The organism is Candidatus Afararchaeum irisae (assembly GCA_034190545.1).
GTDB classification, from domain to species: Archaea; Halobacteriota; Halobacteria; order Halobacteriales; family Afararchaeaceae; genus Afararchaeum; species Afararchaeum irisae.
In genome coordinates, this window is sequence record JAXIOF010000087.1 from 1 (window position 1) to 19,115 (window position 19,115).

Annotated in this window: 20 protein-coding genes; 13 read left to right on the forward strand and 7 right to left on the reverse strand. The window is 55.5% G+C overall.

Annotated features, from left to right (window positions below; translation table 11 throughout):
* Window positions 1-100: 100 nt before the first annotated feature.
* The gene (locus tag SV253_08795) at window positions 101-571 is read right to left on the reverse strand and encodes a metal-dependent transcriptional regulator (protein MDY6776149.1); all 471 of its coding nucleotides are present in this window, start codon (window positions 569-571) and stop codon (window positions 101-103) included.
* A 1-nt stretch (window position 572) separates the two neighbouring features.
* Complete coding sequence (locus SV253_08800) at window positions 573-1,145, reverse strand: hypothetical protein (protein ID MDY6776150.1); 573 nt, start codon at window positions 1,143-1,145, stop codon at window positions 573-575.
* Window positions 1,146-1,247: 102 nt separating this feature from the next.
* Here SV253_08800 and SV253_08805 point away from each other — a divergent pair, with 102 nt between their 5' ends.
* Entirely contained in the window at window positions 1,248-1,682 is a 435-nt protein-coding gene (locus tag SV253_08805) for a hypothetical protein (protein MDY6776151.1), read from the forward strand.
* 7 nt (window positions 1,683-1,689) lie between these two features.
* Here the strand turns inward: SV253_08805 and SV253_08810 are convergent, their stop codons facing one another.
* Entirely contained in the window at window positions 1,690-2,946 is a 1,257-nt protein-coding gene (locus SV253_08810; protein ID MDY6776152.1) for an NAD(P)/FAD-dependent oxidoreductase, read from the reverse strand.
* Between the two features lie 91 nt (window positions 2,947-3,037).
* Between SV253_08810 and SV253_08815 the strand changes: the two genes are divergently transcribed.
* From SV253_08815 to SV253_08830, 4 genes are read left to right on the forward strand one after another with little or no spacing between them, the layout of a single operon-like run.
* On the forward strand, window positions 3,038-3,490 hold the full coding sequence (locus tag SV253_08815) for a YbhB/YbcL family Raf kinase inhibitor-like protein (protein ID MDY6776153.1): 453 nt from the start codon (window positions 3,038-3,040) through the stop codon (window positions 3,488-3,490).
* 51 nt (window positions 3,491-3,541) lie between these two features.
* On the forward strand, window positions 3,542-4,252 hold the full coding sequence (locus SV253_08820; GenBank protein ID MDY6776154.1) for a protoglobin domain-containing protein: 711 nt from the start codon (window positions 3,542-3,544) through the stop codon (window positions 4,250-4,252).
* 6 nt (window positions 4,253-4,258) lie between these two features.
* Window positions 4,259-5,041: a cell division ATPase MinD gene (gene minD, locus SV253_08825; GenBank protein ID MDY6776155.1), complete on the forward strand. Its 783-nt coding sequence runs from the start codon at window positions 4,259-4,261 to the stop codon at window positions 5,039-5,041.
* Window positions 5,042-5,045: 4 nt separating this feature from the next.
* Window positions 5,046-5,246, forward strand: a complete 201-nt coding sequence (locus SV253_08830; protein MDY6776156.1) for a hypothetical protein — start codon at window positions 5,046-5,048, stop codon at window positions 5,244-5,246.
* A gap of 2 nt (window positions 5,247-5,248) precedes the next feature.
* On the opposite strand, the gene SV253_08835 is transcribed toward SV253_08830, so the two are convergent.
* Window positions 5,249-5,944, reverse strand: a complete 696-nt coding sequence (locus SV253_08835) for a hypothetical protein (GenBank protein ID MDY6776157.1) — start codon at window positions 5,942-5,944, stop codon at window positions 5,249-5,251.
* 103 nt (window positions 5,945-6,047) lie between these two features.
* Between SV253_08835 and SV253_08840 the strand changes: the two genes are divergently transcribed.
* Genes SV253_08840 through SV253_08850 form a run of 3 tightly spaced genes read left to right on the forward strand, consistent with a single transcriptional unit; the run spans window position 6,048 to window position 11,043 of the window.
* Window positions 6,048-8,153, forward strand: a complete 2,106-nt coding sequence (locus tag SV253_08840) for an ATPase, T2SS/T4P/T4SS family (protein ID MDY6776158.1) — start codon at window positions 6,048-6,050, stop codon at window positions 8,151-8,153.
* A 35-nt stretch (window positions 8,154-8,188) separates the two neighbouring features.
* The gene (locus SV253_08845) at window positions 8,189-10,267 is read left to right on the forward strand and encodes a type II secretion system F family protein (protein MDY6776159.1); all 2,079 of its coding nucleotides are present in this window, start codon (window positions 8,189-8,191) and stop codon (window positions 10,265-10,267) included.
* Window positions 10,267-11,043: a hypothetical protein gene (locus tag SV253_08850; GenBank protein MDY6776160.1), complete on the forward strand. Its 777-nt coding sequence runs from the start codon at window positions 10,267-10,269 to the stop codon at window positions 11,041-11,043. Before SV253_08845 ends, SV253_08850 begins: the two co-directional genes overlap by 1 nt.
* 9 nt (window positions 11,044-11,052) lie before the next feature.
* On the opposite strand, the gene SV253_08855 is transcribed toward SV253_08850, so the two are convergent.
* Both SV253_08855 and trxA read right to left on the reverse strand, forming a co-directional pair.
* Entirely contained in the window at window positions 11,053-12,084 is a 1,032-nt protein-coding gene (locus SV253_08855) for an FAD-dependent oxidoreductase (protein MDY6776161.1), read from the reverse strand.
* 70 nt (window positions 12,085-12,154) lie between these two features.
* Entirely contained in the window at window positions 12,155-12,586 is a 432-nt protein-coding gene (gene trxA / locus SV253_08860) for a thioredoxin (GenBank protein ID MDY6776162.1), read from the reverse strand.
* Window positions 12,587-12,702: 116 nt separating this feature from the next.
* Here trxA and aroC point away from each other — a divergent pair, with 116 nt between their 5' ends.
* Both aroC and SV253_08870 read left to right on the forward strand, forming a co-directional pair.
* On the forward strand, window positions 12,703-13,818 hold the full coding sequence (gene aroC, locus SV253_08865) for a chorismate synthase (protein ID MDY6776163.1): 1,116 nt from the start codon (window positions 12,703-12,705) through the stop codon (window positions 13,816-13,818).
* 111 nt (window positions 13,819-13,929) lie between these two features.
* Window positions 13,930-14,577 carry an HD domain-containing protein gene (locus SV253_08870; GenBank protein MDY6776164.1) on the forward strand — a complete coding sequence of 216 codons (648 nt, stop codon included), beginning with the start codon at window positions 13,930-13,932 and terminating at the stop codon, window positions 14,575-14,577.
* A gap of 4 nt (window positions 14,578-14,581) precedes the next feature.
* On the opposite strand, the gene pheA is transcribed toward SV253_08870, so the two are convergent.
* Window positions 14,582-15,361 (reverse strand): prephenate dehydratase, encoded by a 780-nt coding sequence (gene pheA, locus SV253_08875; GenBank protein ID MDY6776165.1) that lies wholly within the window; start codon window positions 15,359-15,361, stop codon window positions 14,582-14,584.
* 194 nt (window positions 15,362-15,555) lie between these two features.
* Between pheA and SV253_08880 the strand changes: the two genes are divergently transcribed.
* From SV253_08880 to SV253_08890, 3 genes are all read left to right on the forward strand, one after another.
* Complete coding sequence (locus tag SV253_08880; protein MDY6776166.1) at window positions 15,556-16,791, forward strand: transposase; 1,236 nt, start codon at window positions 15,556-15,558, stop codon at window positions 16,789-16,791.
* Between the two features lie 403 nt (window positions 16,792-17,194).
* Window positions 17,195-17,599, forward strand: coding sequence for a response regulator (locus tag SV253_08885; GenBank protein ID MDY6776167.1), 405 nt, complete (start codon window positions 17,195-17,197; stop codon window positions 17,597-17,599).
* A 63-nt stretch (window positions 17,600-17,662) separates the two neighbouring features.
* Window positions 17,663-19,105: a methyl-accepting chemotaxis protein gene (locus tag SV253_08890; protein ID MDY6776168.1), complete on the forward strand. Its 1,443-nt coding sequence runs from the start codon at window positions 17,663-17,665 to the stop codon at window positions 19,103-19,105.
* The last annotated feature ends 10 nt before the right edge of the window (window positions 19,106-19,115 follow it).

Below are 19,115 nucleotides of genomic sequence, written 5' to 3' on the forward strand. Positions count from 1 at the left end.
AACCGCTGTGCCGCGACCGAGGAAAGTATGGTCGCTGACGACTGAGACGGCGAGTAGAATAGAGTAGAGTAAGAGTCCGGCTTTTCGTTACTATCCTATCTCAAAGCTTAGCACAGTGCTGTAACTCCGCCGAGTAGCAGTCGGGACACTCGGGCTCCTGGTCGACGAGTTCGCTTAGCTCGGAGGCTACGTCGTCGCTCATGACGTGTTCTATCCTGCAAGCCTCGTCGTGGAAACCGTCGTTTACGTCGAGGAACTTGACGAGGAACCTCTCTATGAGGCAGTGTTTCTTGAGAAGGCTTCTCGCTCTCTCCTCTCCGTCGGGGGTCAGCCTCGCACCCTTATACTTCTCGTACTCGACGAGCCCGTCCTCCTCTAAGTTCCGCAGCATCTCAGTCACGCTCGGAGGCGAGACACCGAGTCTGTCGGCAATTCTGCCTGTTCTCGCCGGGTCGCCGTCCTTCGAGAGTATGTAGATCTCCTTGAGGTACATCTCGATGCTTTCGCTCATCGTATCTGTGTCTGAGTCCGCGTCTATGTCTATCTCTGACTCTGGTTCTCCTTCTTGCATTTTACGCTACCCCCTTTAGTATGTTCTCTATCTTCTGGGCGTCCTCCTTCTCGTCCTCGCGTATCTCCTTGAGGGTCGAAACTACCATCTGTATCTTGTCGTCGTTCATCTCCAGACAGCCTCCGACGCCTGTGTCCGCGTCTGTGTCTATCTCCGTCTCCGCCTCGGAATCGGACGTCTTAGTATTCTCACACGCGTCTATAAGTGTGTCGTAGAAGCTGTAAGCGAGCCTCTCGCTTCTGAGCTGTTCCCTCAGAGCCTGCTCGTCGGTCTCGGCGTCTATCTCGGATCTCTCCACCTTCTCTCTCACTAGCTCCTCTATGTGTCTCGCGTCCATCCTCGTCCCGTCGGCTCTCAGATCGTCTATCAGATCTATGAGAGTGTCACGGTGTGTCTGGCTCTCGTCGAGTGCTTCGAGGAGGATCTCCTGTATATAATCGTTCTGAGCCGCCCTTCCGCTTATGACGGCGCTCTTCTCCTCGGCGTACTCCTCTATCACGACTCCCATCTGGAGAAGCCTGACCAGAATATCCTCGTCCGAGATACGTTTCTCAGAGCCCACCAGGTCAGTCATGTAGGACGTTAGCATACGGTGCCGTATATGTCTTACGTCCCGCCAGTAGATACTTAAGACAGGGAACACGATCTTCTTCAAATGAATCTGGCGCGAACCGACATGGGCAAGCTACTCAGAGCCTCGGCTGTATCTGTGGTATTCTTCGTCGTCTTCGGTGTCGTGACGGCTCTGATACCCAACCCGATCTACATACGCAGGGTACCGCGGACGCCCCTTGACTACACGTTTCTGACAGTCACCTCGGTACTCATAGGAGTCTATGCCGCACAGACGGATCTAACTCGTGGAGCCTCCGGTGCCGAAGACACGTCTAACGACCGTCTCGCGTTCGTCGGTGGCGCGCTCGGGTTTCTGTCTTTCGGCTGTCCGATCTGTAACGCTGTACTCCTCGCACTCTTCTCCAACACCGCCATAATGACTTACTTCGACCCCCTCCGTCCCTTCTTAGGCGTCGTGTCTGTCGTTCTCCTCGGGGGTCTCGTCTACTACACCTACTCGTCCGACTGCATGGGCGAGTCGTGTTCACCTTTCTGAGTCAGTGTCAGCCCAGATCTTCCTCTACTGCCTGTGCTGCCTTACGCCCGCTCGCCATCGCGGCGTTTATAGAGGACGCCTCGGTGAACTCACCCGCTAAGTAGACGTCGTGTCCCTCCGAGAGACGGTTTGACGGGAGGCGCGAATGTATGCCGGGCGGCTGTGCGAACTGAGCGAACTCTATCCTGTCGGTGTGTAGAAGCTCCAGGTCACCCACACCGTACTGTTTTTCGAGGAGGCTCTGAGTCTTCCTCCTCAGACCGTCGTCGTCCTCGTTTGGAAGACCCATGAAGACAGCCGAAGCCATCTCGACGCCGTCGGGTGTGTACTCGGGTGCGACGTTCGAGAGGGGGACTACGTGGTTCGGTTTCGAGGTGTCGGCGTTGAGGAGTATCCTCTTACCCATTCGGGTCTCCGAGAGGTCGAGTTCATAGTACTGAGTCACACATGATCTCGCCTCTGTAGGTATGTTGTCCGCACGTGTGAGACGTCTCGCTTCCTTCGGATCAGTCGCCACGACGACGGCGTCGTACTCGTAAGTCTCTCCGTCGACCTTCAGAGTCGCGTCGTCTCCTATCTCCTCGACCCAGTCTCCTCTCCTGATCCTGACACCGTTCGACTCGGCTCTGCGTGCTATCTGTGCTGGGATCTCCCCCATTCCTCCCGACGGAACCCCGACTTTTCCCTCTGACATCATCTTAAAGGTAAACTCGAAGACCTTCTTCGACGTCGACAGCGATGGATCGAGTGTTATACCGCCGTAGAACGGCTCCGCGAATGCCTCTATGAAACGGTCGGAGAAGCCCTTAGAGACGAGATAATCACGTATCGACGTGTCGGTACCCTCGAATATCTGTCTTGGCGACTTCCTCCCCACGGTCGCTCTCAGTCCCATCAGACGTAGTTTGTCTCCGACCGTCGCGGCTCGGCTCAGGACTGTCGGGAGTAAGTCAGTCGGCTTCCTGAGAGGATCTGAGACGGTCGAGACACGTCCTCCGTGGGCTATCTCCGCGCCGGGGTCGAAGTAGCGCAGGTCGAGTCTTTCGTAGTCTAGTTCACGTCTCGCCTCGGGGTAGGCGGTGAAGAAGACCTGGAATCCCCTGTCGAAGACGAAGCCGTCACGTTTCGCCGACCTCACGCGTCCCCCGACTTCGGCGTTTTTGTCGTAGACGGTGACTTCGAACCCCGAGGCTCCGAGACATCTCGCCGCCACGAGCCCCGCTACGCCGCCGCCGACGACGGCTACTTCTTTCGTGTCTGACATAGACGTATATTAGTCTTCTACGTATTAATACACAGGGCACGTCGGAAGACAGGGGTCAGACTTTTGTTCCCTGAGGAGAATCCTCTCGGACATGAGGCTGTCTAGCCCTGAGTTTGAAGACGGTGGCGAGATACCCCGTGAGTACGGCTACACGAACCGGAACGTCTCGCCCCCTCTCGATATCGACGACGTGCCCGAAGACGCCGAGTCCCTCGTCCTGGTCGTCGACGATCCCGACGCCGTCGAGCCCGCTGGCAAGGTCTGGGATCACTGGGTACTCTGGAACCTCGATCCCTCGACACGTGAGATACCTGAAGACGCTGATATCGGAGACCTCGGAGGTGTCGAGGCGAAAAACGACTACGGCGAGAAGGGGTACGGAGGTCCCAACCCACCCGACCGCGAACACAGCTACAGGCTCCGTCTCTACGCAGTCGACATTACACTCGACCTCCCTGAGACGGCGACAAAACAGGACGTTATAGACGCCGTAGACGGACACACCGTCGCGGAAGCGGAGATTACCGGCAGATTCTCAAGTTAAAACTTCCGGCTCCGGTAGATATAAGGAAGTCGCGGAGGCTATACTGTATCTATGTCAGGGGACGGAGACTCGGAATCAGGAGGTAGGTCTAATAACAGACAGTTTGACAAGGACTGGCTCTATGACGAGATGGGGTTCGACGAGGATCTCCTCAGCATGCGTAAGAGGTATATCGACTTCGACGACGAGGACGAGAAACGCGTCATGAGGATGACGCCCGTCTTCGAACGTATACAGGACGATCTAGCAGACGAGTTCTACGACAAGCTCTTAGTCTACAACGAGACTGCCGACGTCATATCCGACACAGACGTCACCGTAGACCAGCTAAAGGAGACACAGAAGAGGTATCTCCTCAGCCTCGGAAACTACGGATACGAGCCCGGCGACGGTGCTGGGTACGGCGAGTCGTACGCCAAGAGCCGTCTTGCTATAGGACATATGCACGTTCTCATAGGACTCACGCCGCCGTGGTACATAGGTGCCTACTCGGTCTACCACGACATGATCCTTGAGGAGCTGTTCGAGGACACCTACGACAAGATGAGACGCCACCATGACATAGACGAGGAGGCGTTCGACGAACTCGACGAGCTCAGGGAGGATATACTCGCTTACCTGCGTCTCGTCAACTTCGACATGCAGCTTGCGATAGACACGTATCTCCACAGGATGGTTGCCCAGTCGTCGGGGAACGCCAGACACGAGACTACCGATAAGGGTTCGAGCATAGTCGAACGTATATCCGGAATGTTCGGGTGAGAGACGATGACGAAGGTATTCACCATAGCCTCCGGAAAGGGAGGAACCGGAAAGACTACGACGACGGTCAACCTCGGCACGTCCCTCGCAAAGCTCGGAAAGGAGACGACTGTACTCGACGCCGACATAGGCATGGCAAATCTGGGTCTCGTACTCGGACACGAGGAAGAGCCCGTGACGCTCCACCAGGTACTCTCGGGAGAGGCAAACGTCAGCAACGCTGTCTACGAGAGCTACGAGGGTCTCAACGTCGTGCCAGCCGGACTCTCGCTTGAGGGATTCGAGAAAGCCGACTCCGACCGTCTTGAGGAGGCGTTGAGTTACATAACCAACAAGACCGAGTATCTCCTCATAGACGCTCCGGCGGGTCTGAGCAAGGAGAGCCTTATCCCTCTCTCGGTAGCCGACGAGGTCATACTCGTCGTCAACCCCGAGATATCCAGCATGGCTGACGCGACGAAGACCAACATAATGGCTGAGAAGCTCGGAACCGACGTCGCGGGTGCCGTACTCACGAGAACGAGCAACGAGGAGAGTGAGATGAACGTCGAGAGGATAGAGGAGATACTCGAAGTCGAGGTTCTCGAACGCGTCCCTGAGGATCCCGAGGTAAGGAAGTCGGCGATATACAAACGTCCCGTGGTTGTACATTCTCCCAACTCACCCGCTTCGAGGGCGTACAAGAGACTCGCCTCACGTCTCTCGGGGGAGGAGTTCGAGGAGGAGATACACGAGGAGGAGGACGAAGAGGGATTCGTCTCAAGAATGGCAAAGACGTTATTCGGGTGATCAGATGTCTCTGATAATAAACGCACTCATAGGTGTTCTCTCGGCGGTAATACTCGTGATGCTCGGAATAAACTACCTGATGCACGTCAGGATAAAACAGCTCAAGGAGAAGGTCGAGAGCCTCCAGTCGGAGGTTCGTCTCACCGACGACGAGGTCGAGAAGCTTCAGTCGAGCATAAACTCGATAAGGAAGAAGGAGCGCTGAGACTATAGCTCGTCGGGGTCGAGACCCATGTCGTCGAGTATCTCGTCGGCTTTGTCCTCGAAGTCCTCGGAGATCTTCTCTATCTCCTGTTTGATCTCGTCAGTCGTCTCGCCGTCCTCGGTCTCTGCCTCCACCTTGTAGACGTCTAGATGGAGGTTGCGGCTCTCCGACATACTCAGAATCTCGTCTACTGCTTCGTTTCCCATCACGGCTTCGCCGTCTGTTTCGAGTATGGCTCCCGATGCGTCACCCCTGTCTATAGTAACCATTCCCTGAATCTCTTCCTCGTTGATAGTTAGGTAGCCGTCGAAGTCGTCGTCGAGCTTGAGGAGGTAGTTCCTGAGGTTTATGTAACGTGTCGAGAGGTCTTCCTCGATCTTCTCGCCCGTCATCTGGTTACGTATGATTTCGAGTTCAGTCTCGCCGCAGTCCGCGACCTCGATACGGTACTCCCCCGATTCGAGACTGCTCAGAGCCTCCTCGAAGCCGTCGTGTACCTCGGTGCCTGTTCGGGTCTGACCCTCTATCTTAGTCGTCTTAGCCATCCCGTCCTCGAAGACTGTGACTCCTTCCTCTCCGTTTCCCTCGAACCTGAGATAGCCGCTGAGACCCTGTCTCTCGATGTCGTCTCTCAGGGCTTCGACGTCGACGAAGCTAGTCTTGAGGTTCTCGTAGACCGTCTCGCAGTCGGGAAGCATAGACTCTAGTTGGCTGTCCGGCATTAAAGGGTTTCCCAGCCCGACGCCCCCAACACTTATGTCATCTGATACCAATACTACTTCCAGTTCTGGGTGAATCCTTTTGGACGGAAAGGGCGATAAGAACAGGGACGGTGAGGAGGACGACGACGGAGGCAGAGACATCGACAGTCAAACCAGCGACGGTAACCGGGACGACGAACCCGACCTCGGCTCAGGCTCACAGACTGACGAGAACGGCTCTGATGAGGACGAGGACACGTCTGCTTTCGGGGTCGACGAGACTGATCCGACCGACCTAATACCCGACGACATAGACGATAAGGTCGAGGAGAGAATGGGAATCAGCCGTGACGAGCCCGACGAAGCGGATGACCAAGTAGACACAGAGACAGACTCCTCTGTAAACAGACGTGATGTACTCAACTCAGCCGACGTCGGCATGGATGTCGACCCAGACAGCCTCGATGAGGTAGACGAGATGGATGTGGTGGTTCAAGACGAGGACAATGACGAGGAGCCTCAGCTGATGAGCGACATGCCGACTGACGTCAAGAACGAGAGTATCGAGCCCGAGAAGATGCTCGACGACGTCAGGGAGTTCTTCGCGTCTGAGGAGATGTCAGACGCCTTCTCGGAGGAGGAGATATCCTCGTTACTCAACGCTGCCAAGAGCAATATAGCCGAGTTCGAGGGTCTCGAGGGATACGAGGAGTACGAGAGATACTGGGTCAACAAACCCTACGCTTACATCTCCATACTCTACAACGACGACGAGAACGACTTCCGTTACCATATCTCCGAGCCCGAGCTCGACGCCTTCGAGAGGACTGTACGTGAGGACATAAAACAGCGTCTCCGTGACGTCCTGATGCACGAGGAGACCGACAGGTCGGAGGACAAGGAAGAGGTAATCGAGAGGAGAACTAGAAAGATAATAGACACGTACGGGATCGACATCGACGACGACTCACTCTCTAAGATACTATACTACCTCAAACGTGACTACATACACGACGGCAAGATAGATCCCATAATGCGTGACCCCAACATAGAGGACATATCGTGTGACGGCGTCGGTGTACCCGTCTTCGTCTACCACCGTGACTACCGCGATCTCATGACTAACGTCGAGTACGAGAAAGACGAGCTCGACTCCTTCGTTATAAAGCTCGCCCAGAGGAGCGGAAAACACATCTCGGTCGCGAATCCGATGGTAGACGCGAGCATGCCCGACGGATCACGTATACAGCTTACACTCGGGGACGAGATAACCTCACACGGCTCGACGTTCACTATACGTAAGTTCAACGAGGTACCTTTCACTCCTATAGACCTTCTCAACTGGGACACCTTCTCTCTCGAAGAGATGGCGTATCTCTGGATCTGTATCGAGAACAACAAGTCGCTGATATTCGCGGGAGGTACTGCGAGTGGTAAGACGACGAGCATGAACGCCGTCTCTCTCTTCATACCTCCTAAGAGCAAGGTCGTCTCGATAGAGGACACACGTGAGATCACGCTTCCCCACACCAACTGGATTCCGAGCGTCACGAGGGAGTCGTTCTCGGAGGAGGGTGCGGGAGAGATAAACATGTACGAGCTTCTCCGCGCCGCTCTGAGACAGCGTCCCGAGTACCTCATAGTCGGAGAGGTACGTGGTGAGGAGGCTCTCACGCTCTTCCAGGCTATGTCTACGGGACACACGACCTACTCGACTATGCACGCCGACTCGGTCGACGCCGCCATACACCGTCTCGAAAATCCGCCCATAAGCGTGCCGCGTTCGATGCTCAAGGCACTTGACATAGTCTCTATACAGGCTCAGACCTTCGTGGGTGGTAAGAGGGTCAGACGTAACATGAAGCTCGTCGAGATAATAGGTATAGACCCCAAGACACAGAATATACGTACGAACGACATATTCCAGTGGGACGCCGAGACCGACTCGTTTATGAGAACAGGAAAGTCGTCGGCTCTCGAGGAGATAAAACGTTCGAGGGGATGGAGCGACGAGGAGCTCGAACACCAGATCGACATGAGACGTGAGGTTCTCGAGTACCTCGTCGACAACGACATAACCGACTACCGCGAGGTCTCACGTACTATACAGACCTTCATGACCGACCCGGAGAAGATAATAGAAAGAATACGCGAGGGCGAGCTAGACGTCGAGTCTCTCGAGGAGAGAGCCTCTGTCGACGTCTGACCTGACAACAGATCAGACCAAGATAGACCAATAAGATGTCACAGTCACAGGACACACCAGAAGACGACTACTCGACTGAGAGCCCTGAGCTAAGTCAGCCGGTGGGTAAGGACACCGGCATACGTCTCAGTCCCTCGAAAGCCATAGACAGGATAGCCTACCGTATATTCGGAACCTACTTCAAGCAGAGGGAGGACAAGTACGCTTCGACGCGTAAGAAGCTCCAGCAGGCACGTATGGGGGAGGTAGGCTACGACATGTATCTCTCACGCGTAGTCTTCTACTCACTCGTAATAGGACTTCTCGGAGCCGGAGTGGGTATACTCATAACTTATCTCCTGTTTACACTCGGAGTGTTCTCGGAGTACACTCTCGGTGTAACAGTCCCTCCGTCGGTAGCGACATTCATAGAGAACAACAAGATTCTCCTCTCGGGCGTACTTCTGACGGTACTCATATCGGGGTTCGTGAGCGTGGTAACAGGGGCGACTCTCTATTATGTCCCACATTTCTACGCCGGCGAACGTAAGAGGTCTATCAACACGACACTTCCCCACGCTGTCACATTCATGTACGCGCTGTCGCGCGGAGGAATGAATATAGTCGAGGTCATAGAGGCTATCGCAAACGCCGACGACGCCTACGGAGAGGTCTCGAACGAGTTCAAGATGATACTCAACGACATGGAGTACTTCGGGAGCGACCTCCGTCTCGCGCTCCGTAACGCGAGCGAGACCACGCCGAGCGACAGCATGGAGGACTTCCTCGACGACCTCCTCGGCATAGTCGACTCGGGAGGTGACATAACCCCTTTCCTACTCCAGAAGAGTGAACAGTACCTCGAACGCGCGAGACAGGAACAGAAGGGATTCCTCGACACACTCGCACTCATAGCCGAGTCGTATGTCACCGCTTTCGTAGCAGGTCCCCTCTTCATCATAATCATCACAGTCATTATGAGTGTCCTCGGCGGAGCGAGTCTGACACAGATATACGCCATAGTCTATCTCGTTATACCCGTCGGAAGCCTCGGCTTCGCCTTCATAATCGACATACTCTCGACGGGGGGAGAACAGTCGAGCAAGACACTCAAGACAGAGATCGAGGAGTTCGACGTCGAGAACTGGGCGGATATAGAGACCGAAGACGGCGGGAAGCTCTCTGACGACCCTCGGTACAAGTCGTTACGGAGGGCTAAGAAGATGGAGAACATAAAGAGCCTCCTCAGGAATCCGTTTGCTTCGGTAAAGGAGGAGCCACTTCTGAGTCTCGTCGTCACGGTGCCTGTTGCGGCTGCGCTGTTTGCGGGCTTCGTATTCGCGGGGGTCTCGACAGCTACCGTCTCGGCTTTCAAGAGCCGTCCTATCTGGAACACTGCTACTCTCTTCGTGATTCCGGCTATGACACTCACAGTTCCTGTCTCTTTCTTCCACGAGCTCAAGATGAGACGCAGGAGGAAGGTTCTGAGGGAGCTCCCCGACACCCTCAAGAAGCTCGCCGGCGCGAACGAGACGGGAATGACCCTCACCGAGAGCCTCCGGATGGTCTATGAGACGTCTACGGGGGTACTCGCGAACGAGATAGAGATGGTCTATACCGAGATAGAGTGGGACGCCGACCTCAACGACTCGTTCATACGGTTCGCTAACAGGATGAAGATACCCCGTCTTTCGAGGACTATAAAGCTCATCACGAAGGCTAACGAGTCGAGCGGTGACATAGGCGACGTCCTAGAAGTCGCGGCGAGGGACGTAGAGAGTGCCTACAAGCTCGACCGCGAGCGTTTCCAGAACATGATAATCTATGTCGTCATAATCATCATAAGCTTCCTAGTCTTCCTCTTCGTCGTCGTAATACTCGAAAACACATTCCTTACCAACATAGCTGAGTCGACGTCGGGAGCCGAGGGACTCAGCCAGGCGGGCGGCGGAGCTCTGAGCTTCGAGGAGATACCTCTCGACACTTACCGTATGGTGCTTTTCCACTCGGCTATCATACAGGCGTTTTCGAGCGGTCTTCTCGCGGGACGTATGGGAGAAAACAGCATGTACAGCGGACTCAAATATAGCATAATACTAACACTAATTGCTCTGGGCGTCTTTATATTCCTATAATGCAGAAGCTTACGACGGGGATCGACATACTCGATTCTCGGCTTAACGGGGGAGTGCCTGAGGGAAGCGTCATATCCCTCGTGGCTCATCCTATGAGCATGGGGGAGCTTTTCCTCGAACAGCTTGCTCTCACGCGACCGACTCTCTACTTCACCAACTCACGTCCGTCCGAGAGCATAGTAAGGTCTGTCGGAGAGCTAGACTCGGGTACTGTCGGGGAGTACCTCGAAGACGAGGAACACGACGAGTCGGAGTCGGAGTCGGAGTCGGAGTCGGAGGAGGTGTTAAACGTCGTCGATCTGGCTGTGGATGGCAAATCCTCATCCTCGTCCCCATCCCCATCCTCGTCTCCATCTCCATCTTCCGAGGGGACTACGGATACTGAAGCCGACACGACTCGGAGTATCCTCGACAGTCTCGAAGACCTCGACACTGACGAGCCACAGAACGTCGTCTTCGACTCTTTCTCGGAACACGTCAGACAGAAACAGAACGACTACAGGACTGTTCTGAGACGGTTACACGAGGTGACACACGCCTCGTCGGGTATCGCATGTCTCCATATTACGAAGGGCGACCGCTCGCTGACGCGCGACGAGGAGTACGTTCTCAGCGTCTCCGACGTCGTCTTCTACCTCATGATAGATCCCGATGGAGATAAGGTCGAGAACAGGCTTGCTGTCACCAAGATACGTGACGGAGCCCCTCCCGACGAGACTATAAAGCTCGACATAGGACAGAGAATATCCGTCGAGACCAGCAGAGAGATAGCTTAGTTAGTTAGGTCAGTCAGCGGTGGTCTCTGCTTCTCTTCTTTCCTCGTCCTCTATCTCCTCTATGTACTCCTCGGCGTCCATCGCCGCCATACATCCCATTCCGGCGGCGGTTATAGCCTGCTGGTACTTGCGGTCGGAGACGTCTCCTGCGACGAAGACACCCTCTACGTTCGTCTCCGACGTATTGCCTTCGAGCGACTCGACGTAGCCGTCGTCGTCTAGCTCGACGTCTGTTCCTTCGAGATAGTCGGTGTTGGGAGTGTGTCCTATAGCGTAGAATATGCCCTGGCAGTCGAAGTCTATCTCCTCGACCTCGTCGTTGCCCTTCTCGTACTTCTCCTTCGGGTAGCCGTCGGGGTGTTTCACTAGCTTCGCTCCGGTGACGCCCTCGTCAGGACTTCCCTCTATCTCGACGAGTTCGGTGTTCCAGAGGAAATGTATATCGTCGTTGTCGATCGCCCTCTCCTTCATTATCTCCGAGGCACGTAGTTCGTCACGTCTGTGGACGATATCGACCTCCTTCGCGAACTTCGTGAGGAAGAGAGCCTCCTCCATCGCCGAGTCGCCTCCTCCCACGACGAGGACGACGTCGTCCCTGTGGAAGGCGGCGTCACACGTCGCACACGTCGAGAGCCCGTGTCCCATCATCTCGTCCTCGTTCTCCGCACCTACCCATCTCGCGCTCGCGCCCGAGGCGACCACGAAAGAACGCGTCTCCACGACGTCGCCGTCGTCGAGTTCAACTGTGTAGGGTCTCTCGTCGAGGTCGACGTCTACGACAGACGACGACCTGTACTCCGCGCCGAACTTAGACGCCTGTTCCTTACAGTTGTCGACGAGTTCGAAGCCTCCGACCCCCTCGGGAAAGCCGGGGAAGTTCTCGACGTCGGTCGTGAGAGTAAGCTGACCGCCGGGCTCGTCGCCCTCTAAGACGAGAGGGTTGAGGTCGGCGCGTGCGGCGTATATCGCGGCTGTCGATCCCGCCATTCCCGATCCCGCTATGACTACGTCACGTACTTCCGAAGAGTCTGTGTCTGCCATGGAGTAGATAAAAGCTTAGTCTTATTCAATCTGTTGTCTACGCCATTTTGCTACTTTACTCTATTTCATCTCAACTGTACTGCTGTATCAGCGACCTGAGCTGGCTCTCCTGCTGTACTCCCATGACCTGTTCTACGGGCTCGCCTCCCGAGAAGAGGTACATCGTCGGGACGCTCTGGACGCGGTACTTCATCGCTAGCTCCTGCTGTTCGTCTATGTCGACCTTCGCGACTGCGGCGTCTGTCGAGGCGGCTAGCGACTCGACTACGGGTTCGAGCATCTGGCACGGTCCACACCAGTCGGCGTAGAAGTCGACGAATACGACGTCGTGTGTCGTGACAAGGTCGTTGAGCTCGGCGGCACTGTGTACGTGTACGGGCTCGTCGGGTGTCTCGGTCTCGGCGGTCTCGTCGGAGCCTTCGCCCATCATCTCCTTCATCTTCTTCTCACGGATCTTCTCTTTCTCATCCTGAGAACTTTTTGAGTCTTCGTGCTGGCTCATATCTCGGCTTACGACGCCGTCTAACTTAATGTTTTGGGGATTTCCCACAATACTACCACGCCGGTGCCGGCGACATACCCGATATTTATAGCATCTCCACGCAATCTTAGTACAAGATGAAAGGAAACAGCTTCGGCGAGGAGTTCGAGATCACGACGTGGGGTGAGTCACACGGCGAGGCGATTGGTGTCGTGGTAGACGGCTGTCCCGCGGGGATAGAGATATCTGAGGAGGAGATACAGAGAGACCTCGACAGACGGAAGCCGGGACAGAGCGACGTGTCGACTTCGAGGGGCGAGGCTGACCGTGTCAACATACTCTCGGGGGTCTTCGACGGCGAGACACAGGGAACCCCCATATCGATGGTGATATGGAACAAGGACTCCGACTCCTCGAAGTACGAGGACTTCATCACGAAGCCGCGCCCCGGACACGCCGACTTCACCTACGAGGCGAAACACGGAACGCGTGACTGGAGAGGAGGGGGACGTTCGAGCGCGCGCGAGACGGCATGCAGGGTCGCCGCCGCGGGGATAGCCAAGAAGATACTCGACGACAAGGGGATTCAGATCAAGGCACACGTCAACCAGATAGGCGACGTACGTGCGGAGGCGTCGTTTGAGGAGATCATCGAGAACTCCGAGTCAAACGACGTGAGATGTGCCGACCCCGACAAGGCTGACGAGATGCAGGATCTCATACTCGACTACAAGGAGAGCGGCGACTCGATAGGCGGGAGCGTCGAGTGTTACGCCACCGGCGTCCCCAAGGGTCTCGGCGAGCCGATCTACGACAAGTTCGAGTCGGTTCTCGCGAAGGCTATGATGAGCATAAACGCATCGACCGCCTTCGAGATAGGCGTCGGTAAACGTGTTACAGAGATGACGGGGTACGAGCTAAACGACGAGTGGGTCTACGAAGACGACGAGATAGTCACCGAGACTAACAACGCCGGAGGCGTCTTAGGCGGAATCACTAACGGAATGCCCGTGAGATGCGAGGTCTCGTTCCGGGCACCGTCTTCGATACCCAAGGAACAGCACACGGTCGACTGGGAGACGGGTGAGGACGGCGTTCCAATCTCGGTGACGGGAAGACACGATCCCGTCATACCTCCGAGAGCCGTTCCCGTCGTCGAGGCGATGATGGCACTCGTCACGGTCGACTTCCTCATACGCGCGGGCGAGGTACATCCCGACAGACTCGGCGGCAGAAAACAAGTCGGCGACTGACTCGACCCCGAATTCTAATTAGTCTGGGGTTTTATTTAAGAACATGAAAACGAAGACGGTTCATCCCAAATACCGACACAGACGCGAAAGAACCTCGAAGGAGGTGGATAGATGGGGACGGAGTCCGAGACAGTAGACCGCGACGAGTTCCGTGAGATGGAGGAGTTCGTGAGGTCACATCTCCAGGACACCGTAGACACCGACGGCGACCGGATGAGATGGTATCCTTGGCACTCGCCGCGTTACAGGTTCGACCACATAATGGGCGCCTTCGGACTCGCAGAGAAGATAGGACGTGAGGAGGGCGCAAAGGTCGACGTAGTCAAGGTTGCGACACTCTTCCACGACGTTGCGAAGTTCGAGGCTGACCAGGAAGACCACGCCGACGAGGGTGCCGACATAGCCGAGGAGTACCTCGACGAGAGGGGATACTCCGACGTCTTCATAGACGACGTCCGACGTACCATACTCGACCACATAGGCGACATGGACTCCGACCTTCCTCTCGAGTCGAAGGTTCTGATAGAGAGCGACGCCATAGACAAGATAGGTGTCGGAGGAGCGACGATGATGGCGATGCGTGTCGGCTACGAGGCGAGGTCTCACACCGAGGTTCCCGATATGATAGACAGGGTGATCGAGAGAGGCGAGAAGACGCTCGGCTGGCTCGAAACCGACACAGGGAGACGTATAGCGCGCGAGAGGCTCGAAAGGGCGAAGACCTACAGGAACTGGTTCGAGGACGAGATGAGGATCTAGTCTGCTACCCCGAGACTCTCACAGTGTCGTAGCTTCCGAGGTACTTTATCCAGTCAACTTTGTCGCCGAGACCCTCAAGTATCTCCTCGTCGTAGCCTCCCTCGTAGTCGATATGGAAGACGTAGTCACCGAGCTCGCGTTTCGAGGGACGTGACTCTATACGTGTGAGGTTGACACCGCGTTCCTCGAAGACGCCGAGTATGTCGTAGAGGAGCCCGGGTCTGTCGTTTCCGGGGTAGACGACTACCGTAGTCTTGTCGCCCTCGTCGTACCTCTCGGTCGTGAGATAGAAGAACCTCGTGACGTTCGCGGCGACGTCCTGTATCTCCTCGGCTACGACCTCTAACCCATTGGAAGCGAGGTCGGGATGTGCTACTGCGGCGACGTCGGGGTTCTCACGCGCCTCCTCGACCCCCTTCGCAGTGCTACTCACCGACCTCAGATGGACGTCTGGGTACTCCGCCTCTAAGAACGAACGGCACTGTGCGAGAGCCTGTGGATGGCTCGCTATCTCGTCGAACCTCTCCGACTGTGAGATGAGGGCGTGATGGATCTCTACGAGTATCTCCTTGCGGACGTAGACGTCGTAGTCGGCGAGTACGTCGAGAGTAGTGTTGACGCTTCCCTCTATCGAGTTCTCGACAGGTACGACACCTCCTTTGACGTCCCCGGCGGAGACCGAGTCAGCTATCTCGTGTACGCTGTCGTAGAAGACTATGTCGTCACAGATTTCGAGCGACGCACGGTGGGAGTAGGTACCCTCGGGACCCAGAGTCGCTATCATAGATACCACAGCAGGATACCCGCACCTTTAGGGGCGGGAGGAATGCGTTCTCGAAAACTTCGTTTTCGAGGGATGTGGAGCAAAGCTCCACAACGTCGTGCTACTGAGCTAACTTGTTCCATAGACCGTCTTGGACTCCCGTCACCTTAATTCTAATCACTAAGTATATAAATACTCAAGCTTATATATGAACTGTGGAGATACGTCGCACCGTACAGGTAAAGTTAGACGTACCCGAAGAACGTCACGAAGACCTCAAGGAGACGTTCTATCAGTTCAAGAAGGCGTGCCAATACGTAGCCGACGTAGGGTGGCACGCCGATGAATACGTGGTTACGTCTAAGTCACAACTCCACGAACTAACCTACGAAGACGTAAGAGCTTCCACAGATTTACCGGCGAACCACGTACAAGCGGCACGTAACCTCGCCGCCGAAGCGTTGAACGGTTGCGTGGAACGGTTGAAGAACGGCGAGAAGACGAGTAAGCCACAGTTCACGTCGAATGTGGTTCGTTACGACGCACGGACGATAACCTACAAGGACGGCTCGTGTACCCTCGCCACTGTAAACGGTCGCGTGGAAGCCGAATACGTGTTACCTGACGGTGACGACAACCCTCAGACAGAGTATCTACAGGGCGACTGGGAGAAAACAAGTGCTACGCTCCATTACCGCGACGTTCGTCAGACGAAGTCTGACGAGCCATCCAGAACCAATAGTTCTGGAGACGGCAGATACTACCTCCATATAGGCGTCAGGAAAGAGATAGAGTCGGAAGAAACCGAGAACGGAATGATTCTCGGTGTAGACCTAAACACACGAGGTAGCCTCGCCGTCTCTTCGACAGGAGCGTACTGGAGCATAGAGTACCTAAACCATTGGCGGAGAGAGTACGAGAGACGCCGTAAGTCGTTGCAGGAACATGGTTCTCGATACGCCCACGAAAACGTTCAACGAGTCGGTGAGAAGGAGACAGGACGGTTCAAGAACTACTTCCACCGAGTAGCTAAAGAAATAGTTGAGGAAGCCGTGGAGAACGGCTGTAGCGTTATAGCTATGGAAGACTTAGAGCGGATACGCGACGACCTGAACCGTTGGCATGACTGGGCGTATCGCCGTCTCTATCAGTACGTAGAGTACAAAGCCGAGGAACGTGGGATACGAGTGACCCAAGAGAATCCTGAGCATACTTCCCAGCGTTGCTCTAAATGCGGTTTCACACACCCCCAGAACAGGAACGGCTCTGAGTTCAAGTGTGGGAAGTGCGGGTATGAGAACCATGCAGACTACAACGCGGCGAAGAACGTCGGTATGAAGTATCTCCGCCGGAGCAAGAAAGCGACCGGCGGAGGCGCACCCGTAGGCGTGCGCTTAAACAACGGGACGTTGAAGGCGAACGGTGAATATTCACCTACCGCTACAGGTTAGAGCCGGAGTCCACGTTGAATTACGGAAACCGGAGGTTTCCGACTTCAGGAAAATCTCCGATTTCAAGCGAACCATCGGTTCGCGTACATCGTGAATCTACGATTCACGAGATTCCGTGAATGCCACGCCCTTTAGGGCGTGGTAGCTTACTGGTCAGTCTTCGGGATTTTGGCTTAACCTTCTTTGGTTTTGGGAGACTTGATATAATTCCACGTCTGCGTATAGAGTACTGTACCAATTTAGTTAATACCGTGGGGGTACTACATATACATCGGAGACGGTGTTTACTGCCCGCCGTCGTGTGCAGCCAGACCAGGCAGTCCATGATCTGCTCACCTTTGACGTTTCGTTTTTTCGACGTGTCTCCACAGATTTATACTGGTATGAATGTACGTTTGAGTTAATGGCGGCTAGTCACGTTCTTATAGTCGACGACAGCGAGTTCTTCTCTAAGAGGGTCGAGTCGGTCTTAGAGGAGTCCCACGGATTCGAGACGACGGCTGTCAGATCGCCCGACGAGGCTCTCGAACTCGCCCGAAGCCCCGAGGACACAGACGGTCTCGACTGTGTAGTCTCGAACTACGAGATGCCCGGCATGAACGGGGTTGAGCTTCTCGGAGAGCTCAGGGACGCCGGCTTCGAGGCTCCGTTTGTTCTTCTGACAGCTAAGCCTCTCAGCTCAGTGGCTCCCGAGGCTATCGACGCGGGCGTCTCATATCTCGCGTCGAAACAGAACGACACGGAGAGACACAAGATGCTGGTAAACCGTATACGGAAGGCTGTTGAGCTTCACAGATGTCGATCTTAAACCTCGGAGACAGCTGACATCCGACTGGCAAGCCATAAATATCCTTCCGACATACACACGACAATGTCAGATGAGCGGTCTGTCTTTGGTGCCTCTGAGAGAAGTCGTGAGATAGACGTCGGCTCCCTCATGGACGAGATAGGGATCGACGACGAAGAGATAGAGTGGAGGAAGGACTTCATCGACTTCGACTCCGAGGACGAGAGGAGACTCTCCGAGATGGAGGATCTCTTCCGTGAGTACCAAGACGATCTTGTAGGCGACTTCTACGACAAGCTGACTTCTTACGACGAGACACTCGATGTCATAGACAGGTCGACACGTGACGTCGAGTCGCTCAAACGGACTCAGTCGGCTTACCTCGTGACACTCGCGACGGGCGACTACGACGAGGAGTACTTCGAGAACCGCGCGAGGATAGGCAAGGTACACGACCTAATCGACATGCCCCTCAAGCAGTACATAGGTCAGTACGGTGTCTACTACGATCTCATACTTCCCCTGATAAGCGAGAGGATACAGGAGAACGTCGTCGAGAGCTTAGACGGAGCCGCATCCGACGGAGGCGGCGGCGGAGGCGGAGTCGTCTCGTCACTGACCGGCGACTCCGAAGCCAGCATCGGCTCCGACGTCGAGGAAGAGATAAGACACGAGATAGACGAGGGTGTGAGACAGATACTCTCTGTCCTACGTATACTCAACCTCGACATGCAGGTCGCAGTCGACACCTACCTCCACTCGTACAACGAGGGGATACAGGACGAGCTAGCCGAGAGAAAGAGGCTCGCCGAGGAGTACGGGGAGATCATGTCGGAGGTCGCTGACGGCGACCTGACACGCCGTATAGACACCGACACACACGTCAACGGAGCCATGGAGTCGGTAGCCGAGTCGTTCAACCAGATGGTCGACGAGTGGGAGAGGACTGTCAAGGAGATACGTGAGGCGGCGGACGAGGTGGCTTCGGCGAGCGAGGAGGTCAGACAGCGTCACAACAGCATAAGAGAGGCGAGTGAGGAGGTCACCGAGTCGGTGAAGGAGATATCCGACGGCTCCGAGGAACAGTCCGACAACCTTCAGAGAATCTCGAACGAGATGAGCGACCTGTCTGCGACGATAGAGGAGATAGCGTCGTCGGCGGACAACGTCGCACAGAAGTCACGTGAGACAGCCGATATAGGCGAGTCGGGGCGTGAGTCGGCGAAACAAGCCATGGACGAGATGGAGGAGATCGACCGGAGAACAGACGAGACGGTCGAACAGGTCGCGGAGCTCGACGAGATGATGGAGGAGATCAATGAGGTCGTCGAGGTCATCACCGACATAGCCGACCAGACCAACCTCCTCGCACTCAACGCGAGCATAGAGGCGGCGAGGGCGGGAGAGGCGGGCGACGGCTTTGAGGTCGTCGCAAACGAGGTCAAGAGCCTCGCTGAGGAGACGAAGGAGTCGGCGGAGGAGGTGAACTACCACGGGTCAGGTGACCCGTGGCTTCATGTTCTTTAACTTCCAGCGA

What these genes read in the sequence shown, in the direction of transcription:
- SV253_08855 (MDY6776161.1), bottom strand. Translation starts at nt 12,084, where the DNA reads ATGGCAGACACAGACTCTTCGGAAGTACGTGACGTAGTCATAGCGGGA.
- SV253_08805 (MDY6776151.1), top strand. Translation starts at nt 1,248, where the DNA reads ATGGGCAAGCTACTCAGAGCCTCGGCTGTATCTGTGGTATTCTTCGTC.
- minD (MDY6776155.1), top strand. Translation starts at nt 4,259, where the DNA reads ATGACGAAGGTATTCACCATAGCCTCCGGAAAGGGAGGAACCGGAAAG.
- aroC (MDY6776163.1), top strand. Translation starts at nt 12,703, where the DNA reads ATGAAAGGAAACAGCTTCGGCGAGGAGTTCGAGATCACGACGTGGGGT.
- SV253_08870 (MDY6776164.1), top strand. Translation starts at nt 13,930, where the DNA reads ATGGGGACGGAGTCCGAGACAGTAGACCGCGACGAGTTCCGTGAGATG.
- SV253_08850 (MDY6776160.1), top strand. Translation starts at nt 10,267, where the DNA reads ATGCAGAAGCTTACGACGGGGATCGACATACTCGATTCTCGGCTTAAC.
- SV253_08885 (MDY6776167.1), top strand. Translation starts at nt 17,195, where the DNA reads ATGGCGGCTAGTCACGTTCTTATAGTCGACGACAGCGAGTTCTTCTCT.
- SV253_08830 (MDY6776156.1), top strand. Translation starts at nt 5,046, where the DNA reads ATGTCTCTGATAATAAACGCACTCATAGGTGTTCTCTCGGCGGTAATA.
- SV253_08890 (MDY6776168.1), top strand. Translation starts at nt 17,663, where the DNA reads ATGTCAGATGAGCGGTCTGTCTTTGGTGCCTCTGAGAGAAGTCGTGAG.
- SV253_08800 (MDY6776150.1), bottom strand. Translation starts at nt 1,145, where the DNA reads ATGACTGACCTGGTGGGCTCTGAGAAACGTATCTCGGACGAGGATATT.
- SV253_08810 (MDY6776152.1), bottom strand. Translation starts at nt 2,946, where the DNA reads ATGTCAGACACGAAAGAAGTAGCCGTCGTCGGCGGCGGCGTAGCGGGG.
- SV253_08835 (MDY6776157.1), bottom strand. Translation starts at nt 5,944, where the DNA reads ATGCTTCCCGACTGCGAGACGGTCTACGAGAACCTCAAGACTAGCTTC.
- SV253_08795 (MDY6776149.1), bottom strand. Translation starts at nt 571, where the DNA reads ATGCAAGAAGGAGAACCAGAGTCAGAGATAGACATAGACGCGGACTCA.
- SV253_08815 (MDY6776153.1), top strand. Translation starts at nt 3,038, where the DNA reads ATGAGGCTGTCTAGCCCTGAGTTTGAAGACGGTGGCGAGATACCCCGT.
- SV253_08845 (MDY6776159.1), top strand. Translation starts at nt 8,189, where the DNA reads ATGTCACAGTCACAGGACACACCAGAAGACGACTACTCGACTGAGAGC.
- pheA (MDY6776165.1), bottom strand. Translation starts at nt 15,361, where the DNA reads ATGATAGCGACTCTGGGTCCCGAGGGTACCTACTCCCACCGTGCGTCG.
- trxA (MDY6776162.1), bottom strand. Translation starts at nt 12,586, where the DNA reads ATGAGCCAGCACGAAGACTCAAAAAGTTCTCAGGATGAGAAAGAGAAG.
- SV253_08820 (MDY6776154.1), top strand. Translation starts at nt 3,542, where the DNA reads ATGTCAGGGGACGGAGACTCGGAATCAGGAGGTAGGTCTAATAACAGA.